16 protein-coding genes are annotated in these 23,936 nt (G+C 44.5%); all 16 read left to right on the top strand.

Annotation, left to right across the window (positions count from 1 at the left end):
* Window positions 1-326 precede the first annotated feature (326 nt).
* The 16 genes from feoB (at window position 327) to AB5618_RS19535 (ending at window position 23,853) form a co-directional block, all read left to right on the top strand.
* Window positions 327-2,672, top strand: a complete 2,346-nt coding sequence (gene feoB, locus AB5618_RS19610; RefSeq protein WP_148461872.1) for a ferrous iron transport protein B — start codon at window positions 327-329, stop codon at window positions 2,670-2,672.
* Window positions 2,673-2,774: 102 nt separating this feature from the next.
* Window positions 2,775-4,862, top strand: a complete 2,088-nt coding sequence (locus AB5618_RS19605; RefSeq protein ID WP_148461871.1) for an RND family transporter — start codon at window positions 2,775-2,777, stop codon at window positions 4,860-4,862.
* 285 nt (window positions 4,863-5,147) lie between these two features.
* On the top strand, window positions 5,148-5,894 hold the full coding sequence (gene larB / locus AB5618_RS19600; RefSeq protein ID WP_148461870.1) for a nickel pincer cofactor biosynthesis protein LarB: 747 nt from the start codon (window positions 5,148-5,150) through the stop codon (window positions 5,892-5,894).
* A gap of 48 nt (window positions 5,895-5,942) precedes the next feature.
* The gene (gene larC, locus AB5618_RS19595; protein WP_148461869.1) at window positions 5,943-7,418 is read left to right on the top strand and encodes a nickel pincer cofactor biosynthesis protein LarC; all 1,476 of its coding nucleotides are present in this window, start codon (window positions 5,943-5,945) and stop codon (window positions 7,416-7,418) included.
* 326 nt (window positions 7,419-7,744) lie between these two features.
* Complete coding sequence (locus AB5618_RS19590; RefSeq protein ID WP_148461868.1) at window positions 7,745-8,521, top strand: ABC transporter permease; 777 nt, start codon at window positions 7,745-7,747, stop codon at window positions 8,519-8,521.
* An 87-nt stretch (window positions 8,522-8,608) separates the two neighbouring features.
* Complete coding sequence (locus AB5618_RS19585; protein WP_118579582.1) at window positions 8,609-9,349, top strand: ABC transporter ATP-binding protein; 741 nt, start codon at window positions 8,609-8,611, stop codon at window positions 9,347-9,349.
* A 5-nt stretch (window positions 9,350-9,354) separates the two neighbouring features.
* Window positions 9,355-10,455 (top strand): glycosyltransferase family 1 protein, encoded by a 1,101-nt coding sequence (locus AB5618_RS19580; protein WP_368367006.1) that lies wholly within the window; start codon window positions 9,355-9,357, stop codon window positions 10,453-10,455.
* A 75-nt stretch (window positions 10,456-10,530) separates the two neighbouring features.
* A complete protein-coding gene (locus AB5618_RS19575) occupies window positions 10,531-11,523 on the top strand; it encodes a Stealth CR1 domain-containing protein (protein ID WP_148461866.1) in 993 nt (330 codons plus the stop codon).
* 77 nt (window positions 11,524-11,600) lie between these two features.
* On the top strand, window positions 11,601-12,875 hold the full coding sequence (locus tag AB5618_RS19570; protein ID WP_148461865.1) for a CDP-glycerol glycerophosphotransferase family protein: 1,275 nt from the start codon (window positions 11,601-11,603) through the stop codon (window positions 12,873-12,875).
* A 122-nt stretch (window positions 12,876-12,997) separates the two neighbouring features.
* Complete coding sequence (locus AB5618_RS19565) at window positions 12,998-13,414, top strand: adenylyltransferase/cytidyltransferase family protein (RefSeq protein ID WP_118579597.1); 417 nt, start codon at window positions 12,998-13,000, stop codon at window positions 13,412-13,414.
* Window positions 13,415-13,481: 67 nt separating this feature from the next.
* Entirely contained in the window at window positions 13,482-14,747 is a 1,266-nt protein-coding gene (locus tag AB5618_RS19560; RefSeq protein ID WP_226815712.1) for a CDP-glycerol glycerophosphotransferase family protein, read from the top strand.
* 84 nt (window positions 14,748-14,831) lie between these two features.
* Complete coding sequence (locus AB5618_RS19555; RefSeq protein ID WP_368367005.1) at window positions 14,832-16,034, top strand: glycosyltransferase; 1,203 nt, start codon at window positions 14,832-14,834, stop codon at window positions 16,032-16,034.
* Between the two features lies 1 nt (window position 16,035).
* On the top strand, window positions 16,036-18,324 hold the full coding sequence (locus AB5618_RS19550; protein ID WP_368367004.1) for a CDP-glycerol glycerophosphotransferase family protein: 2,289 nt from the start codon (window positions 16,036-16,038) through the stop codon (window positions 18,322-18,324).
* Window positions 18,317-20,023 (top strand): hypothetical protein, encoded by a 1,707-nt coding sequence (locus AB5618_RS19545; protein WP_368367003.1) that lies wholly within the window; start codon window positions 18,317-18,319, stop codon window positions 20,021-20,023. Before AB5618_RS19550 ends, AB5618_RS19545 begins: the two co-directional genes overlap by 8 nt.
* Before the next feature lie 42 nt (window positions 20,024-20,065).
* Window positions 20,066-22,039, top strand: a complete 1,974-nt coding sequence (locus AB5618_RS19540) for an ABC transporter ATP-binding protein (RefSeq protein ID WP_368367002.1) — start codon at window positions 20,066-20,068, stop codon at window positions 22,037-22,039.
* Complete coding sequence (locus tag AB5618_RS19535) at window positions 22,030-23,853, top strand: ABC transporter ATP-binding protein (protein ID WP_227200905.1); 1,824 nt, start codon at window positions 22,030-22,032, stop codon at window positions 23,851-23,853. Before AB5618_RS19540 ends, AB5618_RS19535 begins: the two co-directional genes overlap by 10 nt.
* Window positions 23,854-23,936: the final 83 nt, after the last annotated feature.

Genomic DNA, 23,936 nt, shown 5'->3' with positions numbered 1-23,936 from the left:
CTGCTTTAAAAGCTGCTGTTCATTCAGTGAACAGCAATCTATACAAACAGATTCATACGGTCGGTATGTTGACTTGCCACGCGTCTGTGGACACGCTTGCTACTCCCTCACAGGGAAACCTTGTTTCGTAACTTTATCAGATAATGAGAAAATTGTCAATAATTTTTCTCAATAATATTGACATCCTGACAATATTAGAATAAACTAACTCCTGTAACATTAATGATAAAATTTATCATTAGCAGATGGAATTTATCAAAATTTGTTGCCGTTTAGTTTTGAACAGCAGCAAAAATCTTACATATGGGAAAAGAGGACAAGTACATATGACATTAAAAGACCTTCCCATCGGGAAAACCGCCACAGTTACAGTAGTAGGAGGAGAGGGTGCCCTGCGGCAGCATTTCCTGGATATGGGAATCATTCCCATGGCTGACGTGACCATGGTAAAATATGCACCTATGGGTGATCCTGTTGAAGTCAGGATACATAGCTATGAGCTGACTCTGCGTCTTGCAGATGCTGCCCAGATTCAGATTGATAATGTAAGGGATGAAAAAGAGCAGAAACGAGGAAGCCGTGTCAGGGCGATTCCTCATCCAGGTCTGGGCGAGGGAGGTAAATATCATGAAAAAGCAGATGAGCATCCCCTTCCTGACAGTGAGCTTCTTACCTTTGCGCTGGCAGGAAACCAGAACTGCGGTAAAACAACCCTGTTTAATCAGTTAACCGGCTCCAGTCAACATGTAGGCAACTTTCCGGGAGTTACAGTAGACCGTAAAGATGGTATTATCCGTGGGAAAAAGAATACTTTGGTGACAGATTTGCCGGGAATTTATTCCATGTCTCCTTATACAAGCGAGGAAATCGTAACCAGAAGCTTTATTCTGGAGCAGCATCCTAAGGGAATTATCAATATTGTGGATGCCACGAATATCGAGAGAAATCTTTATCTTACTATGCAGCTGATGGAGCTGGATGTGCCTATGGTACTGGCATTGAATATGATGGATGAAGTAAGGCAGAATGGTGGTTCTGTGCGTGTGAACCAGATGGAGGAGGCCTTGGGGATTCCGGTTGTACCTATTTCCGCAGCAAAAAATGAAGGTATTGATGAATTGGTTGCACATGCCATTCATGTGGCAAAATATCAGGAAAAACCAAAGCGGCTGGATTTCTGTGATGCAAACGATGACGGCGGAGCCGTTCACAGATGTCTTCATGGAATTATGCATCTCATTGAGGATCATGCACAGCAGGCAGATATTCCGGTGCGTTTTGCAGCCAGTAAGCTTGCAGAAGGGGATGAACTGATCCTGGAAAAGCTTGGACTGGATCAGAATGAAAAAGAAACCCTGGAGCATATTGTAAAGCAGATGGAGACAGAGCGTGGGCTTGACCGGTCCGCAGCGATTGCCCATATGCGCTTTGATTTTATTGAAAAAGTCTGTGCTGAGACTGTGATTAAGCCTCATGAGAGCAAGGAGCATCTGCGCAGTCAGAAGATGGATAAAATACTTACAGGCAAATATACAGCTATTCCATGCTTCGCAGGTATTATGGCTCTGGTTTTCTGGCTGACCTTTGGCGTGATCGGAAAGGGTCTTTCGGATCTTCTGGATATGGGAATTACCTGGCTGACTGCAGTGGTGGATCAAGCAATGACTGCATGGAACGTAAATAATGTGCTTCATTCTCTTGTAATTGACGGTATTTTCAATGGAGTTGGAAGTGTGCTCAGCTTTCTGCCGATTATCGTCACCCTGTTTTTCTTCCTGTCACTTCTGGAAGACAGTGGCTACATGGCCAGAGTGGCATTTGTAATGGATAAGCTGCTTCGAAAGATTGGACTTTCCGGACGAAGCATTGTCCCAATGCTTGTAGGCTTTGGATGCACAGTTCCCGGCGTTATGGCAAGCAGAACCCTGCCTTCTGAGCGTGACCGTAAGATGACTATCCTCCTTACTCCTTTTATGAGCTGTTCGGCAAAGCTTCCGATTTATGCTTTCTTTACAGCTGCCTTTTTCCCGAAATACGGTGCACTGGTAATGATAGCACTTTATTTCGGCGGAATTATTATGGGAATCCTGATGGCACTGATTTTTGGAAAAACCATGTTTAAGGGAGAAGCGGTTCCCTTTGTAATGGAGCTTCCTAATTATCGTCTTCCAGGTGCAAAAAACGTTGGTCAGCTTCTCTGGGAAAAGGCAAAGGATTTTCTTCAGAGAGCCTTCACTGTTATTTTTGTGGCAACCATTGTGATCTGGTTTTTACAGACCTTTGATCTGCATCTGAATATTGTGACAGATTCCAAAGACAGTATTCTTGCAGTACTTGCCGGATTTATTGCACCGGTATTTAAGCCTCTTGGCTTTGGGGAATGGAGATTTTCCACAGCCCTTGTAACAGGTTTTATGGCAAAGGAGAGCGTGGTTTCCACATTGTCCATATTATTTGGAAGTACAGCGGCACTGGTAGATGTGCTTTCTCCGCTGGCAGCAGTGTGCCTTCTTACCTTCTGTCTTTTATATACGCCTTGTGTAGCCGCAATCGCTTCTGTGAAACGTGAGCTGGGCGGTAAATGGGCTGCAGGAGTGGTAATCGGGCAATGTGTGATCGCCTGGATTGCGGCATTTTTGGTAAAAATTGTCGGTGTTTTGATTGGTTTTTGAGAAAAATGACTATTTTTCATTTTTGTTAAAAATAATATTGACTATTGGTCATTTTGGGTTATACTATAGTACGAAAGAAATGAATTTAAGGAGATGACATCAATGGTCAAAGTAGGAAAATGGATAGCCAAGCATAAGGTCCTGGTGCTTTTGATCGGACTTTTGCTGGTAATCCCGTCTGTGATCGGAATCGCAGAGACGAGAGTAAATTATGATCTGTTAAGTTACCTGCCGGATACCCTTGAGACGGTAAAAGGTCAGGATATTCTGGTGGATGAGTTTGGAATGGGCGCCTTTTCCATGGTAATCGTAGAGAATATGGATATGAAGGATGTCCAGAAGCTGGAAGAGAAATTCAGTGAAGTAGAGCATGTAAAGGATGTTCTCTGGTATGATGATGTGGCGGATATTACTCTTCCGGTAGAGATGATTCCTGAGAAGTACAGAAAGGTATTTATAAATGGCGATGCAACCATGATGCTGGTTCTGTTTGATAATACCACATCTTCAGATACTTCCATGGAAGCTATCACAGAACTACGTAAGATTGCTAACGAGCAGTGCTTCCTCAGTGGCATGACAGGAGTTGTTACAGATATTAAGAACATTGCCATGCAGGAGCTGCCGATTTACGTTGTGATCGCAGCAGTACTTAGTCTGGTCGTTCTGGAGCTGACAAGCGGATCCTTTGTTGTTCCGTTTTTGTTCCTGCTCAGTATCGGACTTGCTATCCTTTACAACCTGGGAAGCAATATTATTCTGGGCGAGACCTCTTATATTACACAGGCACTTACCGCAGTGCTTCAGCTTGGTGTTACCATGGATTATTCCATTTTCCTTCTGAACAGCTACGAGGAAAATAAGAAGCGTTTTCCTGGAGAAAAGGACCGTGCCATGGGGCATGCCATTGCCAATACTTTTAAGTCTGTAGCTGGAAGCTCTGTTACCACAGTAGCCGGCTTCGTTGCACTTTGTGTTATGACCTTTGCTCTTGGACGTGACCTTGGTATTGTTATGGCAAAGGGCGTTATTATTGGTGTTATCTGCTGTGTAACCATTCTTCCGGCACTGGTATTGTTTTTTGACAAGCCCATTGAGAAGACTCAGCATAAGCTGCTTTTTGCCAGAATGGATAAACCGTCTGCATTTATTACGAAGCATTACAAGCTTTGGACTGTGATTTTTCTGGTGCTTCTGCTTCCGGCTATTTATGGAAACAATCATACAAAGATTTACTATAATATTGCAGAATCTCTTCCATCCACTTTGGATTGCAACATTGCCAATGATGAGCTGGAGAAAACTTTCGCAGTAGGCAATATTCATATGATTATGATGGATAAGAATATGGACTCCAAGCAGAAACAGCAGATGTTAAATGATATCGATAAGGTTGAGGGTGTGAAGTGGAGTCTGGGTATGAATTCCCTGATCGGACCTACCGTTCCGGAGTCTATGATCCCGGATGATCTGAAGAAGATTTTCAAAGGAGATCAGTATGAGCTTGCATTTGTATGTTCTGAATATGGTTCTGCTACAGATGAGGTAAATGCCCAGCTTGCAGAAATTGATAAAATAGTAAAGAAATACGATAATACAGCAATGGTAATCGGTGAGGCACCGCTTATGAAGGATCTTCAGGATACTACAGATGCCGATCTGGTTCGTGTAAATGTAATCTCCATTGGTGCCATTTTCCTGATCATTATGATTATCTTTAAATCAATTTCCCTTCCGATCATTCTGGTTGCGGTTATTGAGTTTGCGATTTTTGTCAATATGGCCATTCCATACTATCAGGGAATCAGCCTTCCGTTCGTTGCAAGCATCGTTATCGGTGCCATCCAGCTGGGTGCGACTGTTGACTATGCAATCCTGATGACTACCCGTTATCAGAGAGAGAGACAGCACGGTAAGAATAAGATGGAAGCCATCAGCATTGCCCATAAGACCAGCATGCCGTCCATTATCAGTAGCGGTCTCAGCTTCTTTGCGGCAACCTTCGGTGTTTCCTGCTATTCACAGGTTGAGATGATCGGTTCTATCTGTACACTGCTTGCCCGTGGTGCGATCATCAGTATGGTAGTTGTACTGTTTATCTTACCAGCTATGTTTATGATCTTCGATAAACTGATCTGTGTTACATCGATTGGTTTCCTTGGAGATAAAAAGGCAGCCAAAGCGAAATAAAACATAATCAGACGGTCTGGGAGCGCTGTTTTCGCGCAGAATAGCCGGTTTTGGAAGAAATTCGTTACGGTTCGCTCCGTGACCAGAACGCAACACGCTTCGCGATGCACAGAAATCCTGCTTCAGCAAAATGAGGCAGGATTTTTTTGTTGAATAAAAGAGAAGAAAACGTTATAATTGTGTTGCATTTTAGAGCCTGTTTGAAAAACCATTCCCGCAAATTGTGACGCACATTTTGCAGAATGCCTTTTTCAAACACGCTTTAGGAAATGGAGTGATTTGTACATGACATTAGAAGAAATCCTTGCCCAGGTGCAAATGGGAGGACTTTCTCCGGAAGCAGCAGAGAAGCTGATTCGACAGGATGGCTACAAGGAAATGGATTATGCCAAGCTGGATACGGGGAGAAAAGCCCGCACTGGTTTTGCAGAGGTGATTTACTGCAGCAATAAGGCAGATGCCCATTTGCTGAAAATATTTGAACGTTTATATATGGAAGAGGGAGAAGTACTTGGAACAAGGGCTTCCCAGGCACAGTATGAGCTGGTGAAGGAGAAGTTTCCAGAAGTTCAGTATGACCCTGTTTCCAGAATCCTGAAAATAGAGAAAACAGATAAGATTCATGAGGGAAAGGTGGCTGTCTGTACTGCAGGCACTGCAGATATTCCAGTGGCCGAGGAAGCAGCACAGACTGCAGAATATTTTGGAACTTACGTGGAACGAATTTATGATGTTGGTGTAAGTGGAATGCACAGGCTGTTTTCCAGGCTGGAGATCATTCAGGATGCTAATTGTGTTGTGGCTGTGGCTGGCATGGAGGGCGCTCTTGCCAGCGTTATGGGAGGTCTTGTGAGCAGACCGGTGATCGCAGTACCTACGTCTGTGGGATATGGAGCGAATTTCCATGGATTATCAGCACTTCTGACCATGATCAATTCCTGTGCCAATGGAATTGCCACAGTGAATATTGACAACGGATATGGAGCCGGATATCTGGCAACGCAGATGAACCGGCTGGCGCTTGGTAAGTAAGAGACACAAATTGGGGAGCAATTTGATAAATTTGCAACGAGGAGAATTATGGGAAAATCATTATATCTGGAGTGTTATTCCGGAATCAGTGGAGATATGACAGTGGCAGCCCTGCTGGATCTGGGAGCAGATCAGAAGGTGCTGGAGGATGTACTTGAAAGTCTTCCTGTGCAGGGATTTGAGATAAAAGTAAATCGGGTGATGAAATCCGGGATTGATGCCTGTGATTTCGATGTAATTCTGAACGAAGAGATAGATGGACATGACCATGATATGGAGTATCTGCATGGACATGATCATAGTCATAAGCATGGGGCAGAAGAACATAATCACCAGTATGAGCATAGCCATGAGGCAGCAGAAAAGAATGTGGCAGTACATGGACATGATCATGGAGATGAAACAGCAGCACATACTCACGAGCATCATCGTCATCATAAACACCGCGGCATGAACGAAATCCGTCAGATACTTGCTGATACGAAGATGACTGACAGCGCCAGAGGTATTGCCCTTAAAATTTTTCAGATTCTGGCAAAGGCAGAAGCAAAAGCCCACAATGTTCCGGTGAAAGAGGTGCACTTTCACGAAGTTGGAGCTGTGGATTCCATTGTAGATATTTTGTCCGTGGCAGTCTGCCTGGACAATCTTGGAATTACAGAGGTCATTGTACCTGTATTATGCGAAGGAATGGGTACGGTCCGCTGCCAGCATGGCATTTTACCAGTTCCGGTTCCGGCGGTGACCCATATTGTACAGCAGTGTGGTCTGAATCTGCGGATCATTCAGGTACAGGGCGAGCTGGTAACTCCTACAGGAGCGGCAATTGTGGCAGCAGTCCGTACTTCCTGCAAATTACCGGAAACCTTTGCAATTGAGAAAACAGGTATCGGAGCTGGCAAGAGGACGTATGAGTGCCCGGGAATCCTGCGTGCAATGCTGATTCACCCGGAAGAATCCCATAAACCGGAAAAAGCGGTGGGAATTCCGGCAGGAAATGAAAGTGCGGCAAATGAAACTGCTGAAATTTTTAATCGGGAAGCTGCTGCCAAAATTCAGACCGGTGTTACGGAAAGCGCGGATTGTGCAGATTACATCTATAAGCTGGAAACAAACATCGATGACTGCAGCGGTGAAGTACTTGGCTTTGTCATGGAGAAGCTTTTTGAGGCCGGTGCAAGGGATGTGCATTATACTCCTGTATATATGAAGAAAAACCGTCCTGCATGGCTTCTTACCGTAATCTGTAAGGAAGAAGATGTCCCGGGAATGGAAGCTTTGATTTTTGCAGAAACTACCAGTATTGGTATCCGCAGGGTCAGGATGGAGCGCACGATTTTGCCCCGGAGAAAGCGGAAAGTAATGATTCCCTTCGGTGAGGTGGAAGTGAAAATCTGCGGTTCAGAAGGAGCAGAGAAATGCTATCCGGAGTATGAAAGCCTGGCGGAAATCTGCAGAAAGACTGGAATTTCTTATGCAGAAGCCTACCAGATGGCAGTAGACGCAAGTAAGAATCTGGAATGATTGATGTTACTGGTCATGGAGTAACACAGTAAGTTACTGTTCACTGGTAATGTTCCGCGAGGTGTTTTTTGTGAACAAAGTTCACAGAAAACCCGAGAATTGCGGCGCGAAATCATGCGAATGCATGATTTCTGTGCATCGCGAAGCGTGTTACTGGTCACGGAGTGAACAGTAACTGATTGATCGCTTCCAGGTTAAATCGCAATATTGCAACCTGTGAAAGAGTATGTTACAATACAGTTTGGCTTTTTTTCAAAGAGAAGTTTATATACGAATGCTTTGGATAAAACAGAAAGCCAAATTTTTCATAATATAATGGAGTGAATATGAAGAAATATTTAGATAATCTCAGACAGTATCAGTTCCTGTTAAGTGAATTGGTCAAAAAAGGAATCAAGCTGAAATATCGTCGTTCCTACCTTGGTATTTTGTGGTCCATGCTAGAACCATTGCTTTCCATGGTGGTACTGACAATTGTCTTCGGAACCCTGTATGGAAACACAGACAAAACATTCCCTGTATACATTCTTTCCGGACGTCTTCTATACAGCTTTTATTCCTCTGCAACCAAAGCTGCGCTGAAATCCATCCGATCCAATGCAGCAATGATCAAGAAAGTGTATGTACCGAAATATCTGTATCCACTTTCAACTGTAATTTATAATTATATTATTTTTCTGATCTCCCTGGTTGTGCTTGCCATTGTAGGCGTGATCCTGGGTGTGAAACCGACTATTTATCTGCTTCAGGCACCAGTTGCCCTGATCATCATTCTGATCCTTTCCTACGGATGCGGAATGTTCCTTGCAACTATCGGTGTATTTTTCAGAGATATTGAGTACCTCTGGTCTGTTGCCCTGATGCTGATCATGTATACATGTGCCATCTTCTATTATCCAAGCAAGCTGCTGAAGAGTGGCTGGGCATGGATCCTGAAGTTCAATCCGCTGTACTGTACCATTCAGATTTTCCGATCTGCAATCTTCGGAGAGCCTATGTATGCGCCATATGTAATTTATGCAGCTGCATTCAGCGTAGTGATCACCATCATCGGACTTGTATGCTTCAAGAAAAAACAGGATAATTTTATTCTGTACATCTAGAACCTGTTTGAAAAATCATTCCCTGCAGAAGGTATTTTTCAAATACGCTCTAAGTTACCATTTACAGGAACATGTTAAGGAGAAAATATGAGCAAGACAGCCATTGAAGTCGATAACGTAAGCATGAAGTTCAACCTGAGCCGTGAGAAGGTTGACAGCTTAAAAGATTATATATTTAAAACCATTAAGAGAGAAATCCAGTACAATGAATTCTGGGCGCTGAAGAATGTAAGCTTCAGCGTAGAAAAGGGAGACCGTGTAGGTATCCTTGGTCTTAACGGAGCCGGAAAAAGTACTCTTCTGAAGGTGATTTCCGGTGTATTCAAGCCTACTGAGGGTCATGTGGACAAACATGGAAAAATGGTTCCCCTTCTGGAGCTTGGCGCTGGTTTTGACCCGCAGTATACAGGAAAAGAGAATATTTACCTGTATGGTGCCATGCTTGGATATACCAAAAAATTTATTGACAGCAAATATGATGAGATTGTAGAATTCTCTGAACTTCAGAAATTCATGGATGTTCCGGTGAAGAATTATTCCTCCGGTATGAAATCCAGACTTGGCTTTTCCATTGCCACAGTAGTAGAACCGAAGATCCTGATCCTGGACGAGGTCCTTTCCGTAGGTGACGCCAAGTTCCGTAAAAAAAGTGAAAAGAAGATCATGAGTATGTTTGACTCAGGTGTTACCGTCCTTTTTGTATCCCATTCTCTGGAACAGGTACAGCGCCTTTGCAATAAGGCCATGATTCTGGAAAAAGGCAAGCTGATCGCATACGGCGACATTGATCCGATCTCTGAGCAATATAGTAAAATGATAGGTGGCTGATCATCGTGAAAATCCTGCAGGTAGGGCTGGGAAATAATCCTGGCGGTATGGAAGCATTTGTAATGAATTATTTCAGGGAACTGGCCAGACAGGGAGTATCCTTTGATTTTGTATCCATGTATGGAACGATTGCTTATGAGAAAGAAATCCTGGAGCTTGGTGGACGGGTTTTTTATGTTCCCAATATAAAAAAAGATTACTTTGGCTATATAAAGGCCTTTCGGAAGCTCCTTTCCCAGGAAAAGTACGATGTCGTGCATGTGAATATGCTTTCAGCAGCCAATATCGTACCACTTCGCCTGGCGAAGCAGGCTGGAGTGAGAAAGGTGATCGCACATTCCCATAACGCTTCAGCACCGGGAATTGTGCGTAAGCTGATGGATGGCATGAATCGTCCCAGAATAAAGCATTATGTGAATGAGAAGTTTGCCTGTTCCGAAAAAGCAGGCAGATGGCTGTTCGGAGATAAGGCTTTTGAACGGGGCGAGGTAACTTTGGTTGCAAACGCAATTGAGACAGATAAATATGGCTTTTCAGAGTCAAACAGGCGGAAAATCAGAGAAAAGCTGGGGATTTCCGGGGATGCCCTGGTAGTAGGGCATGTAGGCAGGTTTCAGGTTCAGAAGAATCATGAGGCCATTCTCCGTATTTTCCATGAAATCCAACGAAAAGAGCCGGCTGCAAGGCTTTGCCTTATTGGTGACGGCGAATTAAAGGAACAGATCCAGGAGCAGGCTAAGAAGGCGGGTGTCCTGGATAAAATCATATTTACGGGAGTATGTCAGGATGTGGAGCGGTACTTAAGCGCCATGGATGTTTTCCTGTTTCCTTCTTTATTTGAGGGACTTCCCTTTACTCTTCTGGAAGCTCAGGCCAATGGCCTGCCCTGTGTGATTTCAGACCAGATCACAGGAGAAGCAGTACTCTCCCGGGAAAATGTGACAATGATTTCCCTGACAGAAAGCCCGGAGAAATGGGCCAAAGCTGTGTTTAAGATGAAGGAAGCCGGGAGAATCGAAAGAGAAGAAGCGGCCAGAAGGCTGGCAGAAGCAGGATTTGACATCCATAAGGAAGGGCAGAAGCTGATGCTTCTGTATGGCAGATAAGCTGACTGAGAAAGCTTTAGAGCGTGTTTGAAAAGGGCTCTAGACCGCAACCATTTAAAGAGCAGGAGAATAGGAATGGAAAAAATAGATTTTGTGCTCACCTGGGTGGACGGCAGTGACCCTGACTGGCTTGCACAGCGCAGGGAATATCAGCCTGGCAGGGGAACTGATGCCGGGGAGAGCAGATACCGCGACTGGGATAATCTCCAGTACTGGTTCCGCGGTATGGAGAAATTTGCTCCCTGGGTAAATAAAATATATTTTGTCACATGGGGACATGTTCCAAAGTGGCTGAATACAGCGCATGAGAAGATTCAGATTGTAAAGCATGAGGATTTTATGGCGCCTGCTTATCTTCCTACCTTTAATATTAATTCCATAGAACTGAATCTTCACCGAATAAAAGGATTGTCAGAGCATTTCGTCTTTTTTAATGATGATATGTTTCTCATTGATTCAGTGAAACCGGAAGATTTTTTCAAAAACGGACTTCCCTGTGACTGCTGTATTGAGACCGCCCTTGTGCAGGACGATATCCGCAATCCTTTTGCCAATATTCTTATGAATGATGCAGCTCTTGTCAATATGCATTATAATAAAAAAGAAGTGATCAAAAAGCAGGCAAAAAAATGGTTCAGTCCGGCTTATGGAGCAATGCTCTTTCGCAATGTGCTGATGCTGCCTTATCGTGAATTTTCCAGTTTTAAATATTCACATCTTCCAAGTCCTTTTTTGAAAGCAACCTATTGGAAAGTATGGGACGAAGAGGGTGCTGTTCTGGATGAGGTTTGTAAGAATCGTTTCCGCACAGTATTCGATGTGAACCAGTACGTGATGAAATACTGGCAGTACATGGAAGGGAAATTTACGCCCCAGTCACCGAAGCTTGGAAGATTTTATACCATAGGAAAACATGATCAGCAGATCCACCATACCATTCGCAGACAGGCGTGTAAGATGATCTGCCTTAATGATGATGTGAATGTGGGTGATTTTGAGAAGCAGAAGAAAGAAATTCAGAGAAGCTTTGAAGTGATTTTTCCAGAGAAATCGTCTTTTGAGATGTAATTGCAGAAAGCCTTTTTCATACAGGCTCTGGTGTATCGTAATTTTTGTCAGGCAAATTATAGAAACGAGGGTAAGAGATGACAAAGGATTCCCTTAAAAGGAAAATAAAAGAAGAGGGTCTGGCTGGAAGTGTTCTTTATTATCTGGGCCGCTTTTGTTCAAAAGCGGAGCTTGCCATGGTGGGAAAATGGTTCGGGAATCACGGGAAGCTCCGTCAGAACTGCATTGTGCTGAAAAACCGTACTATGCAGGACATGACAGACAATCCCAGGGCCTTTTATGAATATCTGATTCAGAATAAAATAAATGAGAACTATCAGATTATCTGGATGGTTTCCGATAAGAAAAAATGTGAGAAACTGAAATGCAAGAATGTTAAATTTGTAACAGCAGAGAATAAATATGGCTGGTCCAGCCCCCTTGCTTATTATTATGGTGCTGTTGCAGGATTTTTTTTCTATACAAACAATACAGCTTACCTGAATTTTTACCATTGTAAAGGGCAGACCACAGTGAACATGTGGCATGGCTGCGGCTATAAGGATGCAGCCAAAGACAACAAGCCGCCAGCAGGAAAAAGCATGATGCATTTTGACCATGCCATGGTGCCGGGACCTGTGTTTGTGGAAACAAAATCCCGTTACTGGAACTGTGAGAAAGAGAAGATTCTTGCCCTTGGCTATCCAAGATATGACTGGATGCTCCATCCATCTGTCAGCCGTGGGGAGGCGCTGGAGAAGCTTTTTTCCCATAAGGATATGAAAACTGTGATCTGGATGCCTACTTTCCGAAAAAGTGAGGTGCTGATCAGCGCAGAGAATGAAATTGAACTTCCCTTTCAGCTTCCTGCATTGGAGAGCGAGGCGGAGCTGAAAGCTCTGGATGCTCATTTGAGGGAATGCGGAATATTTCTGATCATCAAAAAACATCCCCTTCAGTCTGGCTGGTCCCTGAATGAAGGTGCGTATACCAATATCCGTTATGTGACAGAAGAAATGCTTCAGAAATCGGGCATTCAGCTGTATGAACTGGTGGGACTTATGGATGGACTGATCTCGGATTATTCCTCCATTGCAGTAGACTATATGCTTCTTGACCGGCCTCTGGGCTATGTGCTCACAGACCTGGAAAGCTATCGGAGCACCAGAGGATTTGTGTTTGAACATCCGGAAGAGTATATGCCAGGTGAGAAGATTTACAATTTAGAGGATCTGAAGGACTGTTTTTCCCATATTGCAGTGGGAGAGGATCCTTTTAAGGAAGAGAGAAGAAGATTATTGCCTGCAATGCACACTATGCCAAAGAAGTCAGGTTACTGCGAGGCACTTGCAGAGTATTTGAATATAAAGTAAAATAAAAGCAGAATGTACCTATTCTGACAGGCTCTGAGAAGAAATCATACAATTCAAGGGAGAGACTGACAGAATGAGGGATGATTATTTTTTCGTAGAAAACAGATACAGGAGAAGGATAAATGGGAAAGGTAATCGGATACACACAGGGAACTTACGATATGTTTCATATCGGTCATCTGAACCTGATCAAAAATGCCAAGAGAAGATGTGATTATCTGATCGTAGGCGTAAATACAGATGAGCTTGTGGAAAGCTATAAGAATAAAAGACCTATCGTGCCGTTGGAAGAGCGGGCAGAGATCGTCCGGTCTATTAAATATGTGGACGAGGTGATCATCACAAATACCCTTGATAAAAAAGAAATCTGGGATAAAATCCGTTTCGATGAAATTTATATCGGAGATGACTGGAAGGGAAATGAGCGCTGGGAGCGCACCGGGAAAGAGATGGAAGCCCTGGGAGCCAGGCTGGTTTATCTTCCCTACACCAAAGATACTTCTTCTACAATGCTTCGTGAGAAACTGAAAGAGTATTAATGTGGACTGCTTTAGAGCCTTTTTCAGACAGGCTCTGGACTGTAATATATTAAGAAAGGTAAAATCCATGGAAAGAGCACAGAGAATTCTAAAGAAATTTTCAAAAATCCTGAAAGAGCAGGGCGCGGGACCTTTGCTCACCACTTTCAAAGGCTATGTGACTTACGCTTTATATGACCGCTGGAAAGTGAGAAGACTTCGCAAATTCCCCCCACGCATGGTGAAAAACAGAATCCTGTTTGAGACAAATGATGATTTTACAGACAATTGCCGGGCTCTTTTTGATTATATGGTCGCAAATGGATATAATAAAAAATATGAGCTTGTCTGGCTGGTTCATGAGCCGGAGAAGTATAAGAAATACCAGGCGGAGAATGTGAAGTTTGTCCGCAATTTTAAGAAGAACACGACGATCCGCCGGGCAGCAGCTTACCGCTATGCATTGACCTCAGCCTTTATTTTCTACACCCAGGCATTTAACTGGATCGGAATGGCAAGAAAGGGTCAGACCTTTGTAAATCTCTGGCATGGCTGCGGCTACAAGGCGAACAAGAACAACCGCAAGGTATTTTTCGACTACTGTCTGGTGCCAGGAGATGTGTTTATTGAGACGAAGAAAGAGTTCTTTGGCTGCAGTTCCAGAAAGCTTCTTGCACTTGGCTATCCCCGTTACGATCAGATGATGAAGGGCAGCGACGCCGCAAGAGCATATAAGGAAAAGCTTCTGAAAGCAGCTGACAGTGACAGGCTGATCCTGTGGATGCCTACCTACCGTCATGCAAGCAGCGAGAGACTGAATGAGGAAACGCTGAACAATGAATTTAATATCCCGATCCTGGACGATAAGGAGAGGCTTCTTGCTTTTAATAATTTCTGTCGTGATAATCATGTACTTGTGGTAATTAAGAAGCATTATCTCCAGATTCCATATGACTTCGGAGAAAATGTGCTGACAAACATTGTTTATCTGGAAAATCAGGATCTGGAAGACAATGGCTTGCAGCTTTATGAGTTTATCAACTGTTCGGATGCCTTGATTTCTGACTATTCCTCTGTGGCAATTGATTATCTGCTTCTTAACAGACCTATTGGATTTACCCTGGATGACTATGATGCCTATACGGAGTCCAGAGGATGGGTATTTGAAGATCCGCTGGAATACATGCCAGGAGAACACATTTACAATGTACAGCAGTTTGAACAGTTTGTTCTGGATGTCAAAAATGGAAAAGATGACTATGAGAATCAGCGTAAGGCAATTCTTGCAAAGACTCATAATGTAACAGATAATTACTGCAAACGTGTTCTGGATTATTTCAAAATTATGATATAACAGTGAAAATACGAAAGCCTTTTTTTACATGCTTCAGGATTTATCCCGCAAAAGGAGGAAGCCCCGGTAGGGGTGGTATATAACATGAAAATATGTATCTGGATAACAAAAATCTTTGATCTGGGCGGAACCAAGAGAGTGGTTTCCCTGTTGGCCAACGAGCTGGTGAAAGAGCATGAAGTGACGATCATGACTTATGAAGACCGCTTTCGTGAAGACCGCACCATGTATCATTTAAGTGAAGATATCAATGTGGATTTCATTGACAACAGCCAGTTCGTGAATAAGCATCATACCCCGGCTTTCTGCGCCCGCTATCTGGTGAAGAAGCTCAATGACAGATCTGGTATGTTTAATAAAAAAAGCCTGAATCCCATTCTTGCAGAAGCAATTTTTCCCCAAAAAACAAGAGAAAAATGGGTGGAATATTTCAATTCCCAGGATTATGACGTGATCCTTACCACAGCATCCTTAAGCCTGAGACTTGCCATGATCGCGCCCCGGCTGAAAGCCGCAACCATCGGCTGGCAGCATAACTGCTATGACGGATACCTTCATGTGAAGCCTGTCGTCTTCTGGCAGCAGGAGAACCTTCTTCAGCAGTATCTGCCAAATCTGGACCGCTACATTGTGTTAAGTGATTATGATAAGCGGGACTATATGGAGAAGCTTGGAATAGATTGTGAAGTAAAAATCAATCCCAGAAGCTTTGTCAGTGAAAAGAAGTGCGATGTGAAATCCAAACGTTTTCTTATGGCGACCCGTTTCGTATATGCCAAAGGACTGGATCTTATGATGGAATCCTTTGAAGAGTTCTGCAAAGAGGATTCGGAGTGGGAGCTTGATATCATTGGAGACGGAGATCTTTTTGACCAGATCAGGGCAGATGCGAAGAAGCGTCATCTGGAGAAGCGTGTCCATTTTGTAGGATATACCAATGAGCCTGAGAAGTATTATTTGAATTCTTCTGTTTTCCTTCTTCCATCCAGATGGGAGGGCTGGCCTATGGTGATTATGGAAGCCTTTGAGTTTGGCCTTCCGGTGATCGCTTATCATATGGGCGCCATGGATCTGATTATTGATGACGGAAAGACCGGTTTCCTTCCTGAAGCGTTTGATCCCCACAAATTTGCCCAGGCCATGCTGAAACTGGCACATGATGAAGAGCTTCGTGCCCGGATGTCTGCGAATGCCATTGCCAAGTCTGATGATTTCTCTATCGATAAGGCTGTGAAAGAATGGGACGGACTTTTTGAACGTGTAGTTGCGAAGAAGAGGGGGAAGTGACATGAAGATCACCGTGAACAACCTGAAGAAGCTGGTGAAAAAGCTGGTCCGCCCGGATGAAAATTCCGGTAAAGAAAAGGACACTTTTGAGGCTGCCTTAAAGAGAGCCAGGGATGAGGCAAAATACAATCTTACGGAGGAGCTTCGGGAGAAGTACGCGGATTTTCTTGACAGTCCCATAAAAGAAAAATGTATACTATACGAGGCATTTGGGGGCAGAGGCATGACCTGCAGCCCTCATGCCATTTTCAAGTATTTGCTGACCCAGACAGAATTTCAGGAGTATCTCCATGTCTGGGTCATTGACGATTTTTCGGATAATGAACCCTGGATGGGACTTTACAGGGATGATCCAAATGTGAAATTTATTAAATTCCAGTCTGTAGAATACAGGGAATATCTGGCTACAGCCAAATATCTGATCAATAATGTAAGCTTTCCCGGATATTTTACCAAACGCAAGGAGCAGATCTTTGTGGATACCTGGCACGGAATCCCATTAAAAACCATTGGATTTGACATTCCGGCAGGCAAGGTGAGTGCAGGAAATACAGTAAGGAATTTCCTTGCAGCAGACTATCTGATCGCGCCCAATCATTTTATGACAGAGATTTATGAGAATGCGTTCAAAATGAAAAATCTTTATCCCGGAAAAATTCTGGAAATCGGGCAGCCACGTAATGACAGTTATTTTCACACAGACCGGGAAAACGTATTTAAGAAGCTACAGATGGCAGGCGTGGAGGCAGATCCAAAGAAGAAGCTGATCCTTTATGCGCCTACCTGGAAGGGCAGCAGGTATTCCAGCCCTGATACCAGCCTGGATGCCTATGAGAAGATGATCCGCACCATCGAGGAGAATGTGGATACCAGGGAGTACCAGGTGCTGGTGAAGCCTCATCAGATTGTATACTACCACATTAAAGACACAGTAGGGATAACCGGACAGTATATTCCTGCAACCGTAGATACCAATGAGCTTCTTCGTGCTACAGATGTTCTGATTTCCGATTATTCCAGTATTTATTTTGACTATCTGGTATCAAAAAAGCCCATTTTGTTCTTCATCCCGGATCTTGCAGAATATAAGAATTACAGAGGCTTATACTTTGGAATTGATAAGCTGCCGGGGCCTGTTGCAGAAACTTATGAGCAGCTTGGAGATTATGTGAAGGATGCCGAAAGAGCCATGGAGCCATACCGGAAGGTTTACGAAAGGGAAGCTGCCTGGGCGTGCCCGCAAGATGACGGAGAGGTCTGCCGCCGCCTTGCAGACATTGTATTCCACGGAAAAGAAGATTCCCGGTGCATATCCTGTCAGGATGAGGCGCAGTTACCAAAGAAAAAGCTTCTGATGTATGCCGGTGATTTTTCTGAGGGAGATGACACCGAAGCATTTCTTGGGCTTGTAGAGAACCTGGATTTTCAGAAATACGATGTTACCCTGCTTGTGTGCGGTGGTGGAGACGATTTTGCAGAAGAACAGATCATAGGTCTTCCTGCCGGGCTTCGGATCCTTTACCGTGGTCAGCCTTTTAACGGAAAAGCGGAGGAAATCGCGAAGAATGAGCTGTTTTTGAAGGGAAAAATAAAAGATATTCCACATGCTTTTTACAAGAGAGAGGCAAGGCGCCTGTTTGGAGAGGCGAAATTCGACTGTGCAATTGACCTTACCGAGAAAAAGAGCCTGTTTTCCGTGGTGGTAAAGGAGATGGAGGGTGTTCGGTTTTTCCAATACAATGCACGTTTTGTCAGGGAAAAACAGATTGCAAAGGAGCTGGCAGGCCAGCAGGTAATCGTATCTGCCACAGAAAGCTACTTTATTGCCAGATACCAGGGAAGCAATCCAGCTGTTATTACCGTGGAAGCCATTCCGGCACCGGATACAGAGAAAATCAATTATATCTGTATGTACCAGCAGAAAGCCCAGAACGTTCTGAAAGCCTTTTGCCGTCTGGAGAAAAATACCTGTCTGTACATTACCGGAAAAGGGAAAGGGTATCAGAAGCTGAAAGCTATGGTTTCAGAGCTTCACCTGGAGGGAAGGGTGATCCTTACCGGATGGCTTGAGAAACCCTTTGCATTTATGAATCTGTGCGATTATTTTATCTGCCCGGAAGGGGAAGAAGAAAGCCTGGGTACCCTTGCTGCAAAAACCATGAATATGAAGCTGCTGGCAGAAGACTGCACAACAGAGATGCCTTACAGCTTTCAGGCCAGGTCCTGGAATCAGGAACAGTGTGAGAAGCTGGATGAGCTGATAGAAGGTAAGAGGACTTCAGATGAATGAGATAGAGAAGATTTTGAAAGATAATATGGAGGATTATGAGAGCGTGAAGCGTCAGGCTCTGAAATTCATCCATGAGAATAAGAAAGAACTTTCCAAAAACTATGCCTACGCAGAGGTATGCGGGAATCCGGTGGATGCTTCCCATTTTTTCTTCCTTATAGATGAAAAAAAGCCTGGCAGTGACCTGCTTCTGGAAATGCTGGACTATGCGCTGAAGAAGTATGTTTCCTCTGAGAAGGCGAGTGTTACGGCCTGCATAAAAGGCGGTTTTCATCTGGTGAAAAAAACAGGTGTGGACTATGTAAAAGAGGAAAGTCGTGAATATCTGGAGGCGCTTTCCCAGGCAGGTTACATTATCGGTAATATGGTTCTGCCAGGCTCTTTTGTGAAAAAAGAAACACAGGTTTATTTTAATCCCATGCTGGAAATTTATGATAGGAAGTCTGTGGAGACTGCAGAATTTCTCTCAGTTACGGCAAGGGAGCTTCTGAAAACAGATTATATCTGCGCTCCGTCTAAGAGTAAAGCGAAGGAAGCATGGCTGGAAAAATGCACCCTGGGAAAAGTCTATGATGGAAAAGTGATCATAGAGAAAAAGGAAGGATTAAAAGAAGGCAGAGGCAGTCTTCTGGAGTGTATCCGAAGTCAGAATGCAGTGCCTGGAATGGAGTTTTTCTCCCTTCGAAATCAGGAGGAAAGGAAGAAAGTCCTGATCCTTAGCAGCTGGAAAGCCGAGCGGGAGGCTAAGCTTGTTGTCCGAAAGCTTGCAGACAGTATGGACAGGGAAAAATATGATACGGTTATTTATAGTGGCTGGCTTGGAAGCAGGGGAGATGTGAAAGAATTTCTCGCCTTTGAAAAAGAGATTCCAAAAGTGATGGGCGCAGGAAGGATGACTCTGAGTGAGGAGGATTTCCTGAATTACCGTATGATTGAGAAAAATCCGGCTCTTTATCTGGAAAATCCGGAAATACGAAGATATATGCGAATGCTTGCCAGAAGAGAGTGGGGCAGGCTGTTCGGCAGCAGTTCCTGGGATGTGGTGATCATGGCTGGAAGTACAGGGTATCTGCCATATTATCTGGCAGCAGAGGCACCGGCGAAAATGAAAGTTCTGGTGGATCTTGATTTTCTGCCTTACATCCATGAAAAATATCCGGCAAGATGGCGAAAAGCCCTTACTGTATTTGACCGGATATATGCTCCGGCAGATTGCCAGCAGCTGGGAGACTACGGAAAGGAAAACCGCCTTCGGATAATGCGCCTTCCGGTACTTGCTGCAGCCAGACCAGAGGAGAACCAGGTGGAAACGGTTTCCTACAATGGTGAGACTTACCTTGTGTGTGGGAAATGGAACCTGCAGGGAGAGCGTATTTCCATGAAGCTGGTACAAAAGCCGGTTCCGGGAAGTATTCTGGTAAATGGTGAGCTTGCACCAACTGCAGAGCAGAAAAAAGCTTTGGAGCAGCTGTCGAAGGAGCACAGGATTTATGTGCTGGGGGCACAGAGCGCCGCCTATAAAAGTCTTTTGCCAGAAGCAGTGATCCTGGATGGATATGTGAAAAAAGAACTGTATCTGCAGCCTGCGGCCTGGGAATTTTTTGGAGCCTTTGAGAGTTATGTAGGAAACAAGGCCTTGGAATATGATGCATTGGAAAGAATATGTAAAACTTTTGGAGTGAAGGAGGACATTCCTTGATTCGTTCAGGGAGTGTCCTTTTTCTATAAAATGGGGGAAAGTATGAATACGAAGAATAAAACCGGGAAATTCCGGATCATTTTCCGTTTCCTGAAAGGAAATATCCGGTTTTTTGTGGGAACGCTATTATTTTCGGTGTTGTTTACAGCATGTAATGCGTTGATCCCACAGATCGTGAAATACACAGCAGACCATATTCTGGTGCTGGATGGAATTCCGGATGGTCTGAATGTGCGGCAGACACTGCTTCTGGCAGCACTTCTGGTAGCTGCTTCGGCAGTTCTTTCGGGAGTTTTTAATTACTTAAGTAAAATGTGCCTGGCAAAAGGCTCAGAGAATTTCCTGAAATCCATCCGTGACACCTTGTATCACCACACCCAGTATCTGCCTTTTTCCTGGCATGTAAAGCACCAGACCGGGGAGATCATTCAGAGATGTACCTCTGACGTGGAAGTGATCCGTAACTTTGTGTGCAGGCAGCTGCCGGAGGTGTTTCGAATCTGTTTCCTGATCGTACTGTATCTGGGAATCATGTTTTCCATGAATGTGCAGATCACACTGGCTGCAGCAGCTTTTTTCCCGGTGATCATCGGTTATTCCTGCTATTTCTATTCCAGGATCGGGAAACGTTTTCAGGATGCTGATGAGGCGGAGGGGGCACTTTCCAGTACCGTGCAGGAGAATCTGACTGGAGTTCGTGTAGTGCGTGCTTTTGGTAGAGAAAAGTATGAAATCGACCGGTTTGATGAGAAAAATAATGCCTACTCCAATTTATGGGTATATCTTGGAAAACTGATGAGCGTTTACTGGGCATCGGGAGATTTGATCACCAACCTGCAGGTGCTGGTGGTTATGGTGACTGGTGTTGCTTTTGCCGTGAATGGACAGATCACATTGGGAGAGTTTATGGCATTTATTTCCTATAATGCGTCCCTGACCTGGCCGGTGCGAAGCCTGGGAAGGATTATTTCAGATATGAGTAAGGCTGGGGTTTCCATGGAACGTGTGGCTTATATTCTGGAGGCTGAGGAAGAAGATGCTGCTGTAAAGTGTGAAGCTAAGTCTACAGACAGAAATGAAAATGCAGAGAATATTGCGAAAAAGAAGAAGGCAGGACAGAGTGAGGCAACTCTGGCTTATAAGATTCCTGCGCGGACAGCAGAGCAAACGAGTGAGGATTCCGAAAATAAAGGCTGTGGAGAAAAGCAGACTTTGGGACCTGTCAGTGGAATGAAACCTGCCATGGATGGCGATATCTGCTTCCGCGATGTATCTTTCGGTTATTCTCCAGACCACCCGGTTCTGAAAAATATCAATTTCACAATCCCATCCGGAAGCACCTTTGCAATCCTTGGCACAACTGGAAGTGGAAAATCAACTCTGGTCCATTTACTGAACCGTTTATATGATCTGCCGGAAGACTGCGGCAGTATTACCATTGGCGGTACAGACATTCGTGACATTGACCGTCAGTACCTGCGCCAGAATATCGGCATGGTACTCCAGGAACCGTTCCTTTTCTCCAGAACCATCCGTGAGAATATTGGCATCACAAAGGAGAAGCTTCTGGATGAAGAAATCCGCCATGCAGCGGAGATTGCCTGTGTAGATGAGTCAATTCTTCATTTTACAGACGGATATGACACCATCGTAGGTGAGCGTGGCGTCACTTTGTCCGGTGGACAGAAGCAGCGTGTTGCAATTGCCAGAATGCTGATGAAAGAAGCTCCGATCCTGGTATTTGACGATTCCCTATCCGCAGTAGATACGGAGACAGACAACAAGATCCGCAAAGAACTGAAAAAAGAGATGGAGAAAGCAACGGTTATTATGATTTCCCACCGGATCACATCTCTTATGCAGGCTGACTGTATTATTGTGATGGACAAGGGAGAAATCCAGCAGATGGGTACCCATGAGGAACTGATCCACCAGGAGGGACCATACAAAGACATTTATGAGATTCAGATGAACAGTGATATCCGTCTCATGGAAGGAGGTGCAATGTGCGGATAGAAGAAAAAGAATATACAAAATCCATTGATATTTCCATCTGGAAAAAGGTTTTCCCTTTCCTTGCACCCCGGAAAAATGTGCTGATTATGGTAATTGTGATGAATATTCTCTGCTCCGTAGTGGATATTATCATGCCGTTATTTCAGCGACAGGCCATTGATTCCTTTATCGAGAAAAATACTCTGGCAGGACTTGGAGGATTTATTGCGCTGTATATTGCAGTGATCGTCTTTCAGATGTGGTCCGTCATCTGTTTCACCAGAGGCTGCATGACACTTGATGTGGAAACAGGCTGTGATATGAAAAGGGCATTGTTTGTTCATCTTCAGAAGCTGTCTTTTTCCTACTACAATGCAACTCCGGTTGGATATATCCTGTCCAGGGTAATGAACGACGTAGCCAGGATCACAGAGTTGATCGCCTGGGATGTGATCGATATGCTGTGGGCTATCTTTTATGTAGTGGGTGTGTTTGTTGCAATGCTGTTTCTGAACTGGAAACTGGCTTTGGTGATCATGCTGATCGTTCCAGCTATTGCAGTCCTTACCTGGTATTTCCAGAATAAGATCCTCACATGGAACCGTCAGGTGAGAAAAATCAATTCCAAGATCACAAGTGGCTACAACGAAGGAATTATGGGCGCGAAAACTGTGAAATCCCTGGTTGTGGAGGAGAAAAACTTCCGGGAGTTTGCCTCTGTCACTGAGGAGATGAGAAGTGCGTCTATCAAGGCTGCCAGATTAAATGCAATTTATATTCCGCTGGTAGTTTTCTTTGGAGCTCTGGCAACTGCCCTTGTACTGGAGCGTGGCGGCATTATGGTTCTGAATGGAAGTATGGACATAGGAACACTTGCTGCATTTACTGCATATGCAGTTGGAATTTTTGAACCAATTCAGAGGCTTGCAGGAATTTTGTCCCAGTGCATTTCTGCTCAGGCCAACGTTGAGCGGGTGACCTCCCTTCTGGAAGAGAAGCCCCAGGTGGTAGACTCCCCAGAGGTTCTGGAAAAGTATGGAGATTTCTTTGATCCCCACAAGGAGAACTGGGAACCCATTAAAGGCGACATTGAGTTTGAAAACGTTTCATTCCAGTATCCCGATGGAAAAGAAGAGGTGCTCAGCAACTTCAACCTGAAAATTCCGGCTGGTACCAATGTGGCAATCGTCGGAGAGACCGGTGCAGGGAAAAGTACGCTGGTGAACCTGGCCTGCCGTTTCTTTGAGCCCACTAAGGGAAGAATCCTCATCGACGGCAGAGATTACCGTGAGCGAAGTCAGCTTTGGCTGCACAGTAACATCGGTTATGTGCTTCAGAATCCACATCTGTTCTCCGGGACTGTGATGGAGAATATCCGTTATGGAAGACTGGATGCCACTGATGAAGAAGTAAAGGCTGCTGCGAAGGCAGTTCATGCCGATGAGGTAGCCGAAAAGCTTGACAAAGGTTATGACAGTGACGTAGGTGAAGGCGGCGACCGTCTCTCCACTGGAGAAAAGCAGCTTATTTCCTTTGCCCGCGCAGTACTGGCAGATCCCGCCATTTTCGTTCTGGACGAAGCAACCTCCTCTATCGACACCAAAACAGAGCAGCTGATCCAGCAGGCCACAGACAAACTATTGAAAGGCCGCACTTCCTTCCTGATCGCCCACCGCCTGTCCACTATCCGAAACGCCGACCTGATTTTGGTAGTCCGTGACGGCAAGATTGTAGAGCAGGGAAAACACAAGGAACTGTTGGCGAAGAAAGGATACTATTACCAGTTGGTACGGCAGCAATTTGCGGATGAGGAGTCCAGGAAGGTACTTAGCTAAGTTGCCATTTAGTGTGTTGAAAAGTTCCAGCCGACACACAGCATTTGGGCAATGTGTATTACTCCAGCGAGCCATTTCAGGCG

The sequence above is a fragment of the Ruminococcus sp. J1101004sp1_RTP21198st1_B9_RTP21198_201120 genome, from assembly GCF_040924245.1.
Lineage (GTDB): Bacteria > Bacillota > Clostridia > Lachnospirales > Lachnospiraceae > Blautia_A > Blautia_A faecis.
Note: the sequence above shows the minus strand (reverse complement) of the source record. Positions and strands in the feature narration are given on the sequence as shown.

What these genes read in the sequence shown, in the direction of transcription:
- feoB (WP_148461872.1), top strand. Translation starts at nt 327, where the DNA reads ATGACATTAAAAGACCTTCCCATCGGGAAAACCGCCACAGTTACAGTA.
- larB (WP_148461870.1), top strand. Translation starts at nt 5,148, where the DNA reads ATGACATTAGAAGAAATCCTTGCCCAGGTGCAAATGGGAGGACTTTCT.
- AB5618_RS19545 (WP_368367003.1), top strand. Translation starts at nt 18,317, where the DNA reads ATGAATGAGATAGAGAAGATTTTGAAAGATAATATGGAGGATTATGAG.
- AB5618_RS19575 (WP_148461866.1), top strand. Translation starts at nt 10,531, where the DNA reads ATGGAAAAAATAGATTTTGTGCTCACCTGGGTGGACGGCAGTGACCCT.
- AB5618_RS19605 (WP_148461871.1), top strand. Translation starts at nt 2,775, where the DNA reads ATGGTCAAAGTAGGAAAATGGATAGCCAAGCATAAGGTCCTGGTGCTT.
- AB5618_RS19565 (WP_118579597.1), top strand. Translation starts at nt 12,998, where the DNA reads ATGGGAAAGGTAATCGGATACACACAGGGAACTTACGATATGTTTCAT.
- AB5618_RS19560 (WP_226815712.1), top strand. Translation starts at nt 13,482, where the DNA reads ATGGAAAGAGCACAGAGAATTCTAAAGAAATTTTCAAAAATCCTGAAA.
- larC (WP_148461869.1), top strand. Translation starts at nt 5,943, where the DNA reads ATGGGAAAATCATTATATCTGGAGTGTTATTCCGGAATCAGTGGAGAT.
- AB5618_RS19555 (WP_368367005.1), top strand. Translation starts at nt 14,832, where the DNA reads ATGAAAATATGTATCTGGATAACAAAAATCTTTGATCTGGGCGGAACC.
- AB5618_RS19540 (WP_368367002.1), top strand. Translation starts at nt 20,066, where the DNA reads ATGAATACGAAGAATAAAACCGGGAAATTCCGGATCATTTTCCGTTTC.
- AB5618_RS19550 (WP_368367004.1), top strand. Translation starts at nt 16,036, where the DNA reads ATGAAGATCACCGTGAACAACCTGAAGAAGCTGGTGAAAAAGCTGGTC.
- AB5618_RS19570 (WP_148461865.1), top strand. Translation starts at nt 11,601, where the DNA reads ATGACAAAGGATTCCCTTAAAAGGAAAATAAAAGAAGAGGGTCTGGCT.
- AB5618_RS19590 (WP_148461868.1), top strand. Translation starts at nt 7,745, where the DNA reads ATGAAGAAATATTTAGATAATCTCAGACAGTATCAGTTCCTGTTAAGT.
- AB5618_RS19585 (WP_118579582.1), top strand. Translation starts at nt 8,609, where the DNA reads ATGAGCAAGACAGCCATTGAAGTCGATAACGTAAGCATGAAGTTCAAC.